Origin of the sequence: Chitinophaga costaii (assembly GCF_900094705.1) — a bacterium.
Taxonomy (GTDB): Bacteria; Bacteroidota; Bacteroidia; order Chitinophagales; family Chitinophagaceae; genus Chitinophaga; species Chitinophaga costaii.
In genome coordinates this window covers 123803-138761 of sequence record NZ_FMAR01000007.1, presented here as the reverse complement: position 1 = coordinate 138761, position 14959 = coordinate 123803, and the positions used below count along the sequence as shown (strand labels likewise).

17 protein-coding genes are annotated in these 14959 nt (G+C 44.8%); 14 read left to right on the top strand and 3 right to left on the bottom strand.

All coding sequences use genetic code 11. The features are described 5' to 3' along the window. Positions 1–224: 224 nt before the first annotated feature. Positions 225–815 (top strand): collagen-like protein, encoded by a 591-nt coding sequence (locus GA0116948_RS11760; RefSeq protein ID WP_123891776.1) that lies wholly within the window; start codon positions 225–227, stop codon positions 813–815. Between the two features lie 131 nt (positions 816–946). Here GA0116948_RS11760 and GA0116948_RS11755 read toward each other — a convergent pair whose 3' ends face one another. Continuing rightward, a complete protein-coding gene (locus GA0116948_RS11755; protein ID WP_089712372.1) occupies positions 947–1972 on the bottom strand; it encodes a threonine aldolase family protein in 1026 nt (341 codons plus the stop codon). A 320-nt stretch (positions 1973–2292) separates the two neighbouring features. On the opposite strand from GA0116948_RS11755, the gene GA0116948_RS11750 reads away from it, so the two are divergent. The 9 genes from GA0116948_RS11750 to GA0116948_RS11710 all read left to right on the top strand — a co-directional run bounded on the left by GA0116948_RS11750 (position 2293) and on the right by GA0116948_RS11710 (position 8901). Continuing rightward, a complete protein-coding gene (locus GA0116948_RS11750) occupies positions 2293–3150 on the top strand; it encodes a sigma-70 family RNA polymerase sigma factor (RefSeq protein WP_089712370.1) in 858 nt (285 codons plus the stop codon). A gap of 103 nt (positions 3151–3253) precedes the next feature. Further along, the gene (locus GA0116948_RS11745; RefSeq protein ID WP_089712369.1) at positions 3254–4123 is read left to right on the top strand and encodes a DUF4249 domain-containing protein; all 870 of its coding nucleotides are present in this window, start codon (positions 3254–3256) and stop codon (positions 4121–4123) included. A gap of 18 nt (positions 4124–4141) precedes the next feature. Continuing rightward, positions 4142–5092, top strand: coding sequence for a thioredoxin-disulfide reductase (gene trxB / locus GA0116948_RS11740; RefSeq protein WP_089712367.1), 951 nt, complete (start codon positions 4142–4144; stop codon positions 5090–5092). 108 nt (positions 5093–5200) lie between these two features. Further along, positions 5201–5551 carry a dihydroneopterin aldolase gene (locus GA0116948_RS11735; RefSeq protein WP_089712365.1) on the top strand — a complete coding sequence of 117 codons (351 nt, stop codon included), beginning with the start codon at positions 5201–5203 and terminating at the stop codon, positions 5549–5551. Positions 5552–5703: 152 nt separating this feature from the next. Then, positions 5704–6456, top strand: coding sequence for a tetratricopeptide repeat protein (locus GA0116948_RS11730; protein ID WP_089712364.1), 753 nt, complete (start codon positions 5704–5706; stop codon positions 6454–6456). Positions 6457–6498: 42 nt separating this feature from the next. Next, positions 6499–7374, top strand: a complete 876-nt coding sequence (locus GA0116948_RS11725) for a DUF3822 family protein (protein ID WP_089712361.1) — start codon at positions 6499–6501, stop codon at positions 7372–7374. Further along, positions 7365–7934, top strand: a complete 570-nt coding sequence (locus tag GA0116948_RS11720; RefSeq protein WP_089712359.1) for an RsmD family RNA methyltransferase — start codon at positions 7365–7367, stop codon at positions 7932–7934. Before GA0116948_RS11725 ends, GA0116948_RS11720 begins: the two co-directional genes overlap by 10 nt. Positions 7935–7937: 3 nt before the next feature. After that, the gene (coaD, locus tag GA0116948_RS11715; RefSeq protein WP_089712357.1) at positions 7938–8411 is read left to right on the top strand and encodes a pantetheine-phosphate adenylyltransferase; all 474 of its coding nucleotides are present in this window, start codon (positions 7938–7940) and stop codon (positions 8409–8411) included. 49 nt (positions 8412–8460) lie between these two features. Further along, positions 8461–8901, top strand: coding sequence for a hotdog fold thioesterase (locus tag GA0116948_RS11710; protein WP_089712355.1), 441 nt, complete (start codon positions 8461–8463; stop codon positions 8899–8901). Positions 8902–8976: 75 nt separating this feature from the next. On the opposite strand, the gene GA0116948_RS11705 is transcribed toward GA0116948_RS11710, so the two are convergent. Further along, the gene (locus GA0116948_RS11705) at positions 8977–9603 is read right to left on the bottom strand and encodes an NUDIX hydrolase (protein WP_089712353.1); all 627 of its coding nucleotides are present in this window, start codon (positions 9601–9603) and stop codon (positions 8977–8979) included. Between the two features lie 110 nt (positions 9604–9713). On the opposite strand from GA0116948_RS11705, the gene pyrE reads away from it, so the two are divergent. Together pyrE and GA0116948_RS11695 are read left to right on the top strand one after the other, a co-directional pair. Continuing rightward, the gene (pyrE, locus tag GA0116948_RS11700) at positions 9714–10349 is read left to right on the top strand and encodes an orotate phosphoribosyltransferase (RefSeq protein ID WP_089712352.1); all 636 of its coding nucleotides are present in this window, start codon (positions 9714–9716) and stop codon (positions 10347–10349) included. Positions 10350–10452: 103 nt separating this feature from the next. Further along, entirely contained in the window at positions 10453–10827 is a 375-nt protein-coding gene (locus tag GA0116948_RS11695) for a heavy-metal-associated domain-containing protein (protein WP_089712350.1), read from the top strand. A 175-nt stretch (positions 10828–11002) separates the two neighbouring features. On the opposite strand, the gene GA0116948_RS11690 is transcribed toward GA0116948_RS11695, so the two are convergent. Further along, positions 11003–11458 carry an LEA type 2 family protein gene (locus GA0116948_RS11690; protein WP_089712348.1) on the bottom strand — a complete coding sequence of 152 codons (456 nt, stop codon included), beginning with the start codon at positions 11456–11458 and terminating at the stop codon, positions 11003–11005. A 676-nt stretch (positions 11459–12134) separates the two neighbouring features. Here GA0116948_RS11690 and GA0116948_RS11685 point away from each other — a divergent pair. Both GA0116948_RS11685 and GA0116948_RS11680 read left to right on the top strand, forming a co-directional pair. Further along, complete coding sequence (locus tag GA0116948_RS11685; RefSeq protein ID WP_089712346.1) at positions 12135–12776, top strand: WbqC family protein; 642 nt, start codon at positions 12135–12137, stop codon at positions 12774–12776. Between the two features lie 238 nt (positions 12777–13014). Beyond that, a complete protein-coding gene (locus GA0116948_RS11680; protein ID WP_089712345.1) occupies positions 13015–14454 on the top strand; it encodes a type III PLP-dependent enzyme domain-containing protein in 1440 nt (479 codons plus the stop codon). Positions 14455–14959: the final 505 nt, after the last annotated feature.

Here is a 14959-nt window from a genome sequence, read left to right as displayed (position 1 = left end):
TATTTTTAATTGGATTCACCCTGCTGATCGCAAAGTGGCCTGTAGCACGGCATTGTCCATGTAACATACCTACAAATGTTGTCTGTAATCCGCCATGATAGCGGTTTGCAGTATCCAGCACTATATGCTTATATACCCCACAGATAAACGAGTTTCTTTAAACATTCAATCACCATTCTTTTGCAAGGCAATCAGTTAATTTAAACCTTTAACACATCTACTGTATGAAAATTTCTTCATGGAGAATGTTTTTCTCCGTTACGCTATTCGTGTGCTTCCTCACGATCATTTCCTGTGGAAAGACAGGCCCCGAAGGCCCCGCTGGTCCGCAAGGAACCACCGGCGAGAAGGGAGATAAAGGAGATACCGGCGAACAAGGTGCTATTGGTGCCACTGGCACGGCAAACGTGATCTACTCCAACTGGGTATACGCTACCAATTTCAACGATTCCACGATCGATAATTCGGTTTTGAAAATAGGTTATGTCGCTGCTCCGTCTTTAACCACCAACATCCTGAACTCCGGCACAGTGATCGTTTATTTTACATACGGGGGTGGTACGTTTGTGCTTCCTTATACCAGCAATGCCGGTGGTAAGCCCAACACCATATCTTTTACACCCATGCTCAAAAAGATTTTGATCACCCGTTTCACGCATGATAATACGGCTTCGGTAGTGCTTAGCACCCTGCTGCAATACCGCTATATCATTATCCCCGGTGGGGTGAGTGGCGGTCGTCAGAAGGATGTGTTCCAAAATCTCGACTGGCATAATTATTCGCAGGTGAAAGCCTTCTTTGGCCTGCCAGATTAAGGATATCTTACGTAGGATTTGGGTAATCCTGCCAGGCATAACGGCCTGTCCGCTGGTCGTTTTGTTTGGAATAATATAAAAGCGGCGCATCCTTACCGGTGCGCCGCTTTTATAAAGAGGTGTGATATGGATCAGGCATGATGATGCATATGGGAGATTACACTGCAGGTATGCTGCACCATATCCGGTGTCACGTCCAGGTGGGTGACCATGCGGACCTGGGTAGGGGAGATGGCCGCCACACGGATGCCTTCCTTAGCCAGGTGTTCAGAAAAGGAAACCGGTGTCCACGGTTCCAGCACGTCGAAGATGATGATATTGGTCTCCACCGGCAAGATGTGGCCTATGAAGGAACGGGTTATCAGCGCATCAGTGATCATCTTTGCATGGCGGTGATCTTCGCCCAGCCGCTGTATATGATGTTCCAGTGCATAGATACCGGCTGCGGCCATAAAGCCTGCCTGACGCAGGCCGCCGCCTAGTTTCTTGCGCACACGGCGCGCTTCTTTTATAAATGCCTTACTGCCCACCAGCACAGAGCCCATGGGACAGCCCAGTCCTTTATTTAGACAAATAGAAATGGTATCAAATGCCTGTCCATATTGTTCAGGCGTTTCTCCTGTAGCCACCAAAGCATTGAAGAGGCGGGCGCCATCCAGGTGAAGGGCCAAATTATGCTGCTGGCATACTTCGCGGATACTAAGAATATCCTCAAAGTTATAACAGGCACCTCCACCACGGTTGGAACTGTTTTCCAAACATACCAGGGAAGTACGGGCGCGGTGTACATCGTTAGGATTAATGGCAGCCGCCACCTGGGCAGCAGTGATCATACCACGGTCGCCGGTAAGGGTACGGGCCTGGCAGCCTGCGTTGTAAGCAATACCTCCGCCTTCATACACGAACACATGCGCCAGGTCGCTACAAATTACTTCATCACCGGGCTGGGTGTGTACCTTAATGGCCACCTGATTACTCATGGTGCCGGATGCACAATAAAGAGCTGCCTCTTTGCCAAAAATGTCTGCCATCATGGCCTCTAGTTCATTTACCGTTGGGTCTTCTCCAAACACGTCATCACCCACCCGGGCATGCATCATCGCATCCAGCATACCAGGCGTAGGTTTTGTGAAGGTGTCGCTTCTGAAATCAGCCATTAGATTTTAAAAATATTATAAGAAAAATGAAAATAAATTAGTGAAAATAACAATTTAAAGCAGCCTATTTATCAATTGTTAAAATTTACTTAAAGGCGCTGGTTGGCTGAACTAAAACAATAGCATTTGTCGTTTATATTTATTATTTTGTTTATGCTAAAACGTTGGCAGGAAGAATTTGGCAGAGTGCAGCATTAGCACGATCTTTGCAGGCTTATTTACGGTGCAGAAATTTTGTAAGATAGAATTTTTCTGAATATTCAACAAAAAATTTGCGCCGCTGTCAATTATTTAATCATCTATAAAACAACACTTTCTATATGAGGCAACTTAAAATTGCCACCCAGATCACCAACCGCGATTCGCAGGCGGTAGAGAAGTATCTGCAGGAAATTTCAAAGATTCCTTTGTTGACTCCTGAAGAAGAAACGGTTCTCGCTCAGCGGATTAAGATGGGTGATCAAAGGGCGCTCGAAAGATTAACGACCGGCAACTTGCGTTTCGTAGTATCCGTAGCAAAGCAGTATCAGCATCAGGGCTTGAGCCTCAGCGACCTCATTAACGAGGGTAATTTAGGGTTGATCAAAGCAGCGCAACGTTTCGACGAAACCAAAGGGTTTAAATTTATCTCCTACGCAGTATGGTGGATTCGTCAGTCTATTTTACAAGCATTGGCTGAGCAGGGTAGGTTAGTGCGCCTGCCGCAAAATAAGATCGGTACTTATAATAAAGCCAATAAGGCATATATGGCATTCGAACAGGAAAATGAACGCGAGCCTTCTACTGAAGAACTGGCCGAAATCCTGGAAATGTCAGAATCCGAAATTAATAATATTTTCCAAAGCAATACCCGCCACATGTCGCTAGATGCACCCGTGCACGAAGCCGAAGATGTAGCAATGGGCGACCTTCTGGAAGGCGGCGACATTACCGACGACGATGTAATGCGTGATTCTCTCCGCGAAGAAATTCGCCGTGTACTCAAATCCCTGAGCCCCCGCGAAGCCGAAATTGTAAACGCCTATTTTGGCCTTGATGGCGAAAATGGCGCTACCATTGAACAAATTGGCCAGAAATACGACCTTACTAAAGAACGTATCCGCCAGATCAAGGAAAGAGCAATCAAACGCTTGCAGAAAGCACGCTATAGTGGAGCCCTGAAATCCTACCTCGGCTAAGACATATCGTATTGCAGTATACAAAAATTTTGACTGCCGGCCTGTGTTATCCGCACAGGCCGGCTTTATTTTTGCCGGTTTGGGCCGGATTTAACTTTACACCATGCGACGTTTTGCAATGCCTATTGTACTGCTGGGACTATTCTCTTGCGAAAAAGAAGTGCATATACATTCAACTAATACGGTTTCCCAACTGGTGATAGAAGGAAAAATAGAGCAGGGCGCCTATCCTGTAGTGGTGCTAAGCCACAGCCTGGGTTACTTTTCTGGACTGGACAGTACTCAAACGAAAAACAATTATGTGCACGGAGCCACCATTACCGTTACCGACAATGGTTATAATTATGACCTCCGGGAGTACAGCCGTGATACAGTAGGCGGATCCATATATTACTACACGGCAGACAGTAGCCGCCAGCCTAACCGGGGCATCCCCGGTCATAATTACGGTCTGAAAATAGTGGCCGAGGGCAAAACCTACATATCCAGTACCACCATCCCCTCCAGCCATATGACCCTGGACTCTATCTGGTACAAACGGGTACTCTATGATGGAGATTCTAATTATGCAGAATTAAGAGTGCGCATTTCAGATCCACCGGAAAAGGGTAACTTTGTACGCTATTTTACAAAACGCAACCGAGAGCCTTTTTATCCGGGATTATTTTCTACTGAAAATGACGACCTGGTAAATGGTGCTCCCTCCAATATCACTTTGGACCGGGGCATAAACCGCAATGAAAAGATCGACTATCAGACCTATGCTTATTTCAGGCTGAAGGATACGGTAACGGTAAAATTTTGTGGTATAGACAGGGCAACCTATAATTTTTGGCGTACTTTGGATTTCTCGTTCAACAATAACGGTAATCCCTTTTCATCACCCATTGTGATAGTAGGGAACATACCGGAAACACAAGGCTACTGGGGCGGATATTCCGTACAGTATGCCACTATCATCATGACAGATTAAAAAGGAATAAATAATAGTATGGAAAACAACCAGCCGTTAGAGCATGTACATTTATTAATCATCGGGTCAGGCCCGGCAGGTTATACCGCTGCGATCTATGCCGCCCGTGCTAATCTTAAACCCGTACTGTATCAAGGCATCCAACCAGGTGGCCAGCTCACCATTACCACCGAAGTAGAAAATTATCCGGGTTATCCTGAAGGTATCCAGGGACCGGAAATGATGGTGGATTTCGAAAAACAAGCCAATCGTATGGGAGCTGATATCCGCTATGGTATGGCTTCTTCCGTCGATTTTTCCAGTCAGCCATATAAAGTGACTATCGATGAAGACAAGGTAATCACCGCCGATGCAGTGATCATTGCCACCGGGGCCTCTGCCAAGTGGCTAAACCTGCCCTCCGAACAACGGCTCAATGGTAGCGGCGTTTCCGCTTGCGCCGTATGCGACGGTTTTTTCTTCCGCAATAAGGAAGTAGCCATAGTAGGGGCGGGAGATACTGCTGCTGAGGAAGCATTGTACCTTTCCAAACTTTGCACCACCGTCCATATGTTTGTGCGCCGACACGAAATGCGCGCCTCTATGGTGATGCAGGACCGGGTATTAAAAACATCTAATATTATCGTGTACTGGAACACAGAAACCGATGAAGTGCTGGGAGATAAAAAAGTACACGGTGTACGTATTCGCAATATCCAAACCCAGGAAACCAAAGAGATACCGGTAGAGGCCTTCTTCGTGGCCATTGGACACCAGCCCAATTCCGGCATTTTTGCCGACTACCTGGAATTGGATGAACAAGGCTACATCGTAACGGTGCCAGGCAGTTCTAAAACAAAGGTCGAAGGCGTTTTTGCCTGCGGCGACGTACAAGACAAGATTTACCGCCAGGCCGTAACCGCCGCCGGCAGTGGCTGTATGGCCGCTTTGGACGCAGAGCGTTACCTGTCTGCCAAGGGATTACACTAATCCAAACGAGACATCCTGAAAATAATATAGCAAATTCCAATCCGCCAGTGCAGGATTGGAATTTGCATTATAAGGATGTCGTAGCTTTGAGGTCCTAATCTGAAAGGCATGTTAACGATCGCATTGGAGCATATAGAGATGTACGCATACCACGGTTTTTATCCGGAGGAAACCGTGATGGGCAACTGGTTCATCGTAGACGTGGCGGTGAGTTTTGAAGAACACCAGCCCGTTACGCATTTATATGAAACCGTAAACTATGAAGGACTGTTTCATATTGTACAACAAGTAATGACCCGTCCAAGGCCTTTGTTGGAAGAAGTGGTGCAGGATATGAGCCTGGCTATGCATGAAAAATACGCGATGATCCGCAAAAGCATCGTCACACTTCGCAAGCTCCACCCGCCATTGGGGGGGCAGGTACAGCATTCTATGGTAACACTGGAAAAGCAATACTAAGCATACACATTCCGTTTCCTTCAGCCAGGGAACAATTTTTGTTAACATTTTGAACGGGGCGACTGCTCCACGAAGCGTTTTTTAGCTGCTACGATACAGCCTAAAGATTGGAACCCCTTTTTTCATTATTTTTATATATAAATATTCTTTCTATGTTCAGAGGTTTACTTTTTGCCGCTATGCTAGGTTTTTGCCTGCCCGCCAAGGCGCAGACGGTGGAAGAATTGTTGCAGCAAGGCGATCAGTTGGAAAAACAAATGAAAGAAGTAGACGCCCTTAATAAATATAAGGAGGTGTTGAAAATTCAATCTAATAACCTCACCGCCCTTACCTGGGCCAGCCTTTTAGACTCCCGGGAGGGTGATCGGCAGGAGAAAAAAGAGGCTAAAAGCCGTTTTTTCGAGGAAGCAAAAGCATATGCTGCGCAGGCATTGGCTGTAGGACCCAATGACCCGGATGCCAATTATGCCATGGCAGTAGCGATGGGCCGCATTGCACTGATTGCTGGGGCCAAAGACAAAGTGGCCGCCTCTAAAGATGTGAAACAATATGCAGAACTGGCCATCAAGTTTCGCCCCAACTTTGGAGAAGCCTGGTATGTGCTGGGCAAATGGAATTATGAAGTGGCCACCCTGAATGCCTTCGAAAAAGGTGCCGCCAAAATGCTCTTCGGCGGCTTGCCCGATGGAACCCTGGCCAATGCCATCGCCGATTTCGAAAAATGCCGCCAGTTAAACCCTGGTTTTATTCTTAACTATTACGACCTGGCTATTGCCTATAAGAAAAACGACCAAATAGACAAGGCCGAGGAAATATTGCGTAAGGTGCCTGCCCTGCGCCCCATCCACCAGGACGATCCAAAGTTCAAGGCAAACTGCAAGAAATTGCTGGAAGATATGCAATAGCAGCAGGGAAGTTTGTATTTTTGAAGGCAACAAATTAAGACTATGTCTGTAGTGCATCAAATACAGCCTGCGTTTACCGTGGACGACTCTTCTTTATTGGAAACGGATCTTACTACCTGCCACCTGTTGGTGCTGGTGGGAGCAGGCTCGTTCAGCTATGTGGTGTTTGAACCAGTGGAGAACAAGTTCCTGGCCATGAAATCTTACCGCTTTGAACCGCAAAAAGCCGCTGTGGCCGAACTGGAGATGATAGAACAAGTATTTGATGCAGACCGGCTGCTGTTTACCGCCTTCCGCTCCGTACTCCTGGCTTTTGACCTCTCCAATCAAACCCTGATACCTGCCAAATTTTACAACAGCAATCTTAAAAAGGAATACCTGCACCTTCTGTTTCCTGAAAAAATGCAGGAAGCAGTATTGACCGATACCATAGATGAACTGGAAGTGGTAAATGTGTATGGATTGGATAAGGACCTCGTAGGTTTTTTACGCAAAGAATTTTCAACCGACAAAGTAATTAATGCCAATACCGCCCTGCTCCGTTCCTATGTGTACGACCGGGACTACCAGCAGCGTGATGGCATTGTGTATATTGAAATACAGCAGCCTAAGGTAACCCTTACCGCCTATGCATTTGGGCGCCTACTTTGCCAGCAGGAATTTAACTTTCAGGGCGGCCTGGATATCGTTTATTATCTCACCAATATGCTGCGCCAATTAAACCTGGATGAACAAAAGGCCCAGGTAAAATTAGGCGGCGCTGTTACCGAGGCAGATGCCCTCGTAGAAGAGTTGCGCAGTTTTGTTCCGCAAGTGCAATGGCAGGAACGCTTGCCAGGCTTCCTTTACATTGGGAAAATGCAGGAACTTCCCGCCCATTATTTTCAAAATCTTTATGCACTGGCCTTATGCGTATAATCGGAGGCGATATGGGCGGACAACGGTTCCAGCCCCCTACCAACATGCCCCATACCCGGCCCACTACAGATATCGCCAAGGAAGGATTGTTCAACGTTATTCAACATAACCTGGACCTTTCTACCCTTAAAACGCTAGACATTTTTGGCGGAACCGGCAGCATCAGTTATGAATTGTACAGCCGGGGTGCACGCGATCAGACAATTGTGGAAAAAGACCCTGCCATGGCAGATTTCATTCAGAAAACCGCCGCGCAATTAAAGATTGAACACTTGAAGCTGGTACGCATGGATGTGTTTAAATACCTGGAGCAGTGTACCGAAAAATTTGATTTCATATTCGCAGGCCCTCCCTACGCGCTTAATACCATCGATCAGTTGCCAAAAATTATATTTGAACGGGAACTGCTCCATCCTGAAGGCTGGTTTGTGTTAGAACATACACCCCGTAACCATTATGAACAATACGACTATTACCGGCTGGAAAAGAATTATGGTACTACCATTTTCAGCTTTTTCATTAACCGCGAATCGCTGAAACAAAGCATTTCTAAATCCTGAGCCATGCAACGTATCTGCTTATTTCCAGGCACATTCGATCCCATTACCCTCGGCCATACCGACATCATTGACCGGGCACTGGAACTTTTCGATGAAGTGGTAGTAGGCATAGGAGTGAATGCTACCAAAATACCCATGTTCCCGGTAGAGCAGCGCCAAGCCTGGATCCGCGACATTTATAAAAATCAGCCTAAAGTAAAAGCCCTCACTTATGAAGGACTTACTATAAAATGTTGCCAAACTATAGGCGCCCGCTACATCCTGCGTGGCATACGGTCTTTCACCGATTTTGAATATGAAAAAGCTATCGCGGAAGTGAATCGTATGATGGATCCATCCATAGAAACCTACTTCCTCAATAGCAGTCCAAATGTAGGCACCCTGGCCAGTACGCTGGTCCGCGATGTAATCCGTAACAGCGGAGATGCCAGCCGATTATTACCTGCCGCCGTATGGCAGTCTGTAAAAAAGCCATAGGCGGCTCTGGGGAAATGCTTACCTTTTCAATGATCAAATTATACCTAACATGAAATCTATCTGGCATACGATGAATGTGTCTCTGGATGCGCTTAATGAGCGGGGAGATAATACCTTGGCCGCTTGTATGGGTATGGAGTTTACCGAGATCGGGCCAGATTACCTGCGCATGATGATGCCGGTGGATGAAAAGACCCGGCAGCCATACGGGTTGCTGCACGGCGGCGCCTCCGCCGCGCTGGCAGAAACCGTGGGCAGCATGGCCTCCGCACTGATCATCGATCCGCAAACGCAAATATGCGTGGGCATGGAGATCAACGCCAATCACCTGCGTGGTGTGCGCGACGGTTATGTGCATGCCGTGGCTAAGCCTTTACACCTGGGCAATACTACCCACGTGTGGGATATCCGCATTACTGACGACGCCCACCGCCTGGTATGTGTGAGCCGCCTTACCGTGGCCGTCATTTCTAAAAAAGATAAAGGGTAAAATGCTCAAAGAGTGTATAAAAAAAAGGCTGTCATTCGAAATGACAGTCTTTTTAGCTTATAGGGCAGTATTAAGTTAAAGTTGAAAGCCATCCTTTTCGAACACGGATCGGATGTTCTGGTAAGAGTACTGCATATATTTACCAATATTCTCCGGTTGTATCCATTGAATGTCCATAATGTCTTCTTCAATCTGCGGAACGGTAAGCTCGGTGCCGGTGAATTGCATCTTAAACCAAATGGTATGTTTGAGAAGGGGCCGGTTTTTATGAGAATAATAGTGGTAGGTTTCAGTTATCTTGTTCAGCAGGGATATGCTGGTCAGGCCGGTTTCTTCGGCTACTTCCCGCAAAGCGCACGCCTCAATTGTTTCACCTTCTTCCAACTTTCCCTTAGGCAAGTCCCATTTGCCACGTCGAAACATGAGTAACACTGCGCCTTCATTATTTACTACCAGGCCTCCGCCTGCCACCAGTACGGTAAAGTAAGACTTTACCTGTTCCAGCAAGGCATTCACATCGGGAGCTATGAGTATCGTGGCGGTATATTTACCAGTTTTGAGGTCGTGGATGGAAGCAGCTATCTGCGCATGATCCGGTTGGGTGTACAAGGGCGCATTCAGCCATTCGGCAGGAATGCCATGAATGGAATCGCTGAGCATTAAAGGCCGTTCGTCGATGAAGATCGTGTATAGCATAGTCATAATACAAAGATAAAGAAATCACCGGCATACACCGTATAGCGCGGAAACCTTTACCGTAGCAGGTTTCAGTAAACCGCAGGTGGTTAAGCCTAATTTATTATTTTTGCGACATGCAAAACATCAGTGAAAAACAGGTAGCAGAGAAACTGCTGCAGGTGCAGGCGGTAAAATTAAGCCCCGCACAGCCCTTCACCTGGGCCTCCGGTTGGAAATCGCCCATTTATTGCGACAATCGCAAGTTACTTTCCTTCCCCTACGTGCGCGACTATATCAAGTCCGAACTGTGCAATGTGGTGTTTGAAACTTTTCCGGATGCGGCGGTGATTGCAGGCGTAGCTACAGCAGGCATCCCCCATGGAGCCCTAGTGGCAGATCAGCTAAAACTGCCTTTCATTTATGTGCGCTCCAAACCCAAGGAACATGGCATGGGCAACCAGATCGAAGGCGTTCTGCAGGAAGGCCAGCAGGTAGTAGTGGTAGAAGACCTGATCTCTACCGGCAAGAGCAGCCTGGAAGCAGTATCGGCTATCCGCGCAGCCGGAGGTATAGTAGTGGGTATGGTTTCTATCTTTAATTATGGGTTCGAAAAAGCCGTACAGGCTTTCGCAGCGGCAGACGTACCTTATAAATCCCTGAGTAATTATAATGCCCTGATCTCCGTAGCGGTAGAAAAAGGCCTGGTGTCTGAAGCGGATGTAGCCATGCTACAGGAATGGAGAATATCCCCCGATACCTGGGGTAAGTAAAAATTTTCACGGTACCCCGGTTTTGTTTATTCCTTGTTAAAACCGAGTCGCCCTTGTTTTCATATTAAATATTCCACTATATTAGAGTGCAAAATTGAAAAGTATGCGTATCATCCAATTAATGACGGTGTTGCTGTTGGCTGGGGCCGGCGCAGTATCGGCCCAGGCCAAGAAGGGCACGTTAGCCACTGCCAAGATTAACTTACCAACGGTGCAATGCGAAGAGTGCAGCCAGAAAATTGAGCGCTTTGTAGGGCATGAAGAGGGGGTACAATCCTTAAAAGTAGACTGGAAACACAAAACGGCCACGGTAAAATACTTCACTGACCGCACCAATATAGAGAATGTTAAAACGGCCATTGCCAATACCGGCTTCGACGCCGATAACGTAACTGCAGATAAAGAGGCTTATGACAAACTGCCGCTCTGCTGCAAAAAACCGGAAGATGGCGGGGGTATGCCTGACAAGAAACACTAAAGCTTCCATAAAATAACGCTATAACCGGAAACTGGTACTTACAAAAAGACAGTTTCCGGTTTTTTGTTGGTAACCTTGTGCGCTTCAACCACAGGTCAAAAACAGAAAGTCCAGTTTTCATCAAAGGCAATGCCTTACTGAAAACTGGACTTTTTTATTGTTATAGCCGGTAGGCTTAAAAAAAGTTTAGCTGCTGTTTGGTCTCGCATTTGATCGGGAAGGGGAGGTATACCCCGCCTTTGCCTACTTTGCAGTTGCCGGTGGCACGGATGGTAACTTCCCGGTTAGACAGGGCGCTAAGGGCGTTGCTAAAGACATTTTTCATATTTATGTCCAGTTTTACCGGAAAATAAAACGTATCGCGGGAAGGTATGTCTATCATGGTGTCCTGAACAGAATGGCCAACAGGCACGTCATCAAAAAAAAGATCGAAAGAAGCATCTTTAAGGCGGAGATTAAAACCATTGGGGTTGTAATAGGCCAGCTCAATGCGCACCTTGCTTTGGGTAAAACCAAGTGATTCGAAGGTTACACCGGCCACCCTTACAAATTGTAGATCCTTTACTTTCTCACAGGCGCTGCTGCCTATCCAGCAAAGCGCCACCAGGCCAATCCAAAATCCTTTCTTCATGTATTATTTTTTGCGATCCCAAACCTACGCGAAACGGCCAATATCTCAAACATCCGGCGCTGAAAATAGGAAACATTTAACTGGACGATCCGGCGGACTAAAACTAAGAACTCAGTTTTAAGTGGTAAAAATTAAAAAAAAAGGATGGGGAATGGATTTTTGCCTGCCCTAATAGCGATTTTCTACATCCTTAAATTTTAATTGATCCATGCAAGCTCATCTATAAAAATTGAATTTCTTTTTTTTTAATTCGCTCTATTGAAAGAATAAGTCTTTTTAGCGAACACATCTTATGTGACAAATACGTTTCGTTAGTGACAAATATATAATAGGGTAGGGTTACTTTCTACCGTACCCATCCATATTGCTAATCCTTCATCCTTTCTTTCGAATTGCATTTTGCTGCTCTAGAGCACAGCTTTTATTTTTCACCTTACATTTTACTTTAAATAAAATTACCTGAAAATGAACGATTTTTCTACTAACAACTTTAGTAATTTTGCAAGGAGAAACGCAGCTACCTGAAAAAATAAATTGCTAACTATAATAGCATATTTTATATTTTTCTATGAGCTGCATTTCAATTACTTACAATTAATTGTCAAATGTAGAAACATAAATTATTGAGCCTACAGATTGATGAATTTTTAAGCTTTTTAAATACGGTTAGGACACTATGTCAGAGGAACAAAAAAAAGGAACATTACTTATTGAATCTCAATTGTTTCCAAATATTACATTCTATAAAACTTTAATTAAGTGCGAAAAATTGCTTTTGGAGCAGTGGGAACACTATCAAAAAGTAAGTTTTCGAAACCGTTATTACATTGCAGGCCCTAATGGCCGTATTTTATTGTCGGTGCCCCTTACCAAAGGAAAGAACCAAAGAACGCTTGTAAGGGATGTTAAAATCAGTAATGAAGAAAAATGGCAGGATCAACATTGGAAAACTTTGGTCTCCTCCTACCGCCGCTCCCCCTGGTTCGAATACTATGAAGATGAACTTAGACCCCTCTTTGAGCAGCCATTTGAGCGCCTGCTGGATTGGAACCTGGCCTGTTTTGACTGGGTAAACAAACGGTTGGGGCTGGAACTGTCTTACACACTTACAGATGAGTATGTTAATGAGTATCTGCCGGAAAGTGGAGTTACTGATGCACGTAACACCCACCGTCCTGGCGATAAAAATGCGCAAAGCATTGATTTGCCTGTTTATACGCAAGTTTTTGGTGAGCGTACCGGCTTCCTGCCCAACCTTAGCATATTAGATTTGCTATTCTGCGAAGGCAAACAGGCGATTAAACGATTCGATATTTAATATTTAATTATAGATGAATTCATGTAACTGATTGATTTATAATAAAAATAATTTATTGGTTGTTTTTTGTAAAAAACCTGCTGAAAATTGCGCCGCAATACGGCAAAATATTTAGCTTTGCAACCAATTTTACTGGATTCCGAACTGACGTAGGTGTATAAACCAGGAGTTTACCAGTGAGGTGATAACATTTATCTGAATAAATTTTACTAACGCTGAATTTCATTCAAAGGAATAAATGAATAATACCTACACGGACCTCGTTAATCAGACTTTTGAATTTCCACAGGAAGGTTTTGAAGTCAAGGATAACTATCTGGAATACAATGGCCTGGACATGAAAGGGCTGATAGATAAATACGGCACGCCCTTTAAACTGACCTATCTGCCTAAAATTGGTATGCAGATCAATAAGGCAAAGAAGATGTTTGCGGATGCCATCAAGAAGAACAAGTACGATGCAGCCTATTATTACTGTTATTGTACCAAAAGTTCTCACTTTTCATTCATTATGGAGGAAACCCTGAAGCATGGGGTACATATTGAGACATCTTTTGCTTACGATATTGATATTATTAATAAGCTTTACGAGAGAAAGAAGCTTTCCAAGGATACCTACATTATTTGTAATGGTTATAAAACCAAAGCATATACAAAGGCTATCTCCAAGCTAATTAATAGCGGGTTTAGCAATGTATTGCCTATCCTGGACAATAAAGAGGAATTGGACGATTACCAGAAGAATATTCCCCGGGGAAAGAAAGTGAAAGTGGGTATGCGTATTGCCACCGAGGAAGAACCAACTTTCGATTTTTACACCAGTCGCCTGGGTATTCGCTCCAGAGATATTTTGGAATTTTATGTAGACAAATTGAAAGGTAACGAGAAGTTTGAGCTTAAAATGCTGCACTTCTTCATGAATAAAGGGATTAAAGACGATATCTATTACTGGAGCCAGTTTAACCGCGTGGTGAACCTGTACTGCCAGTTGAAGAAGATTTGTCCGGAGTTAGACAGTATTAATATTGGTGGCGGTTTTCCGATCAAGCATTCGTTGGGGTTCGATTACGATTACAATTACATGGTGAATGAAATTGTATCCAATATCAAGTCTATCTGTAAAAAGAACAAGGTGCCGGTGCCTAATATTTACACCGAATTTGGTTCTTATACTGTAGGCGAGAGCGGATCTGTTGTTTACAGCGTGATTGGTGAAAAAATGCAGAACGATCGCGAGATCTGGTATATGATAGATAGCTCTTTTATTACCACCTTGCCAGACACCTGGGGTATTGGGGAAAAGTTCCTGATGCTCCCCATTAACAAATGGGACCAGGAATATCAGGAGGTACACTTAGGTGGACTAACCTGTGACGGATATGATTTCTACACTTCGGAAGAACATATTAATGCCGTGTTTTTGCCCAAACTGGGTAACTTGGTGGAAACGGGAGAATCTACTACATCCACTAAAAGCGCGGGAGAGCCTTTGTATATCGGGTTTTTCCACACGGGAGCTTACCAGGATCAATTGAGCGGGTACGGAGGCATTAAACATTGCCTCATTCCTTCGCCCAAGCATGTAGTGGTAGGCTACGATAAAAACGGGCAATTAAAAGATTGGTTATATGCCAAAGAGCAAACTGCTCAAAGCATGTTAAAGATTTTGGGTTATTAAAAAAATGGGTTAGTAATCCACCTTAGGTACCCCTCGGTTTTCCGAGGGGTTATTTTTTTTAAGCGGTTCCACATAAAAAAGCCCTCCTTTTGGAGAGCTTCAATTTCATGGAATAGGCTAGCATTTACAAATTATTCATAGCCAGGATGTAAAAAGCATAAGGATAATAGCGCTGTCAATATGTGTGATGACCCTCTAAAGATACAACCCATCTGAGGTACTGTATGTACCTTTTCGTTGTAATTTCTTTCACAGTTTTCCTGGTATTTATCTTCCATAAAACCTCACCACCAGCAGGCAAAAATATATAATTCCCAAATTACGTATTATCATAAAAATATATTTATTTATATAATAAAATATTGCATGTATGATAACTCAGGCGTGTCATGTATTTGCAGGGCGGGGTGCATGAGGAAAGCCGAGGCACCTGTGTTTTTTGGATGTGTATTAATATATTCCTTGCTGGTAAGCGATTGGATGCTGCGAAGATCATGCAGTGGTT

Coding starts and splice junctions, on each gene's coding strand:
- GA0116948_RS11745 (WP_089712369.1), top strand. CDS start 3,254: ATGCGACGTTTTGCAATGCCTATTGTACTGCTGGGACTATTCTCTTGC.
- GA0116948_RS11710 (WP_089712355.1), top strand. CDS start 8,461: ATGAAATCTATCTGGCATACGATGAATGTGTCTCTGGATGCGCTTAAT.
- GA0116948_RS11695 (WP_089712350.1), top strand. CDS start 10,453: ATGCGTATCATCCAATTAATGACGGTGTTGCTGTTGGCTGGGGCCGGC.
- trxB (WP_089712367.1), top strand. CDS start 4,142: ATGGAAAACAACCAGCCGTTAGAGCATGTACATTTATTAATCATCGGG.
- GA0116948_RS11685 (WP_089712346.1), top strand. CDS start 12,135: ATGTCAGAGGAACAAAAAAAAGGAACATTACTTATTGAATCTCAATTG.
- GA0116948_RS11690 (WP_089712348.1), bottom strand. CDS start 11,458: ATGAAGAAAGGATTTTGGATTGGCCTGGTGGCGCTTTGCTGGATAGGC.
- GA0116948_RS11760 (WP_123891776.1), top strand. CDS start 225: ATGAAAATTTCTTCATGGAGAATGTTTTTCTCCGTTACGCTATTCGTG.
- GA0116948_RS11680 (WP_089712345.1), top strand. CDS start 13,015: ATGAATAATACCTACACGGACCTCGTTAATCAGACTTTTGAATTTCCA.
- coaD (WP_089712357.1), top strand. CDS start 7,938: ATGCAACGTATCTGCTTATTTCCAGGCACATTCGATCCCATTACCCTC.
- GA0116948_RS11705 (WP_089712353.1), bottom strand. CDS start 9,603: ATGACTATGCTATACACGATCTTCATCGACGAACGGCCTTTAATGCTC.
- GA0116948_RS11720 (WP_089712359.1), top strand. CDS start 7,365: ATGCGTATAATCGGAGGCGATATGGGCGGACAACGGTTCCAGCCCCCT.
- pyrE (WP_089712352.1), top strand. CDS start 9,714: ATGCAAAACATCAGTGAAAAACAGGTAGCAGAGAAACTGCTGCAGGTG.
- GA0116948_RS11750 (WP_089712370.1), top strand. CDS start 2,293: ATGAGGCAACTTAAAATTGCCACCCAGATCACCAACCGCGATTCGCAG.
- GA0116948_RS11735 (WP_089712365.1), top strand. CDS start 5,201: ATGTTAACGATCGCATTGGAGCATATAGAGATGTACGCATACCACGGT.
- GA0116948_RS11725 (WP_089712361.1), top strand. CDS start 6,499: ATGTCTGTAGTGCATCAAATACAGCCTGCGTTTACCGTGGACGACTCT.
- GA0116948_RS11755 (WP_089712372.1), bottom strand. CDS start 1,972: ATGGCTGATTTCAGAAGCGACACCTTCACAAAACCTACGCCTGGTATG.
- GA0116948_RS11730 (WP_089712364.1), top strand. CDS start 5,704: ATGTTCAGAGGTTTACTTTTTGCCGCTATGCTAGGTTTTTGCCTGCCC.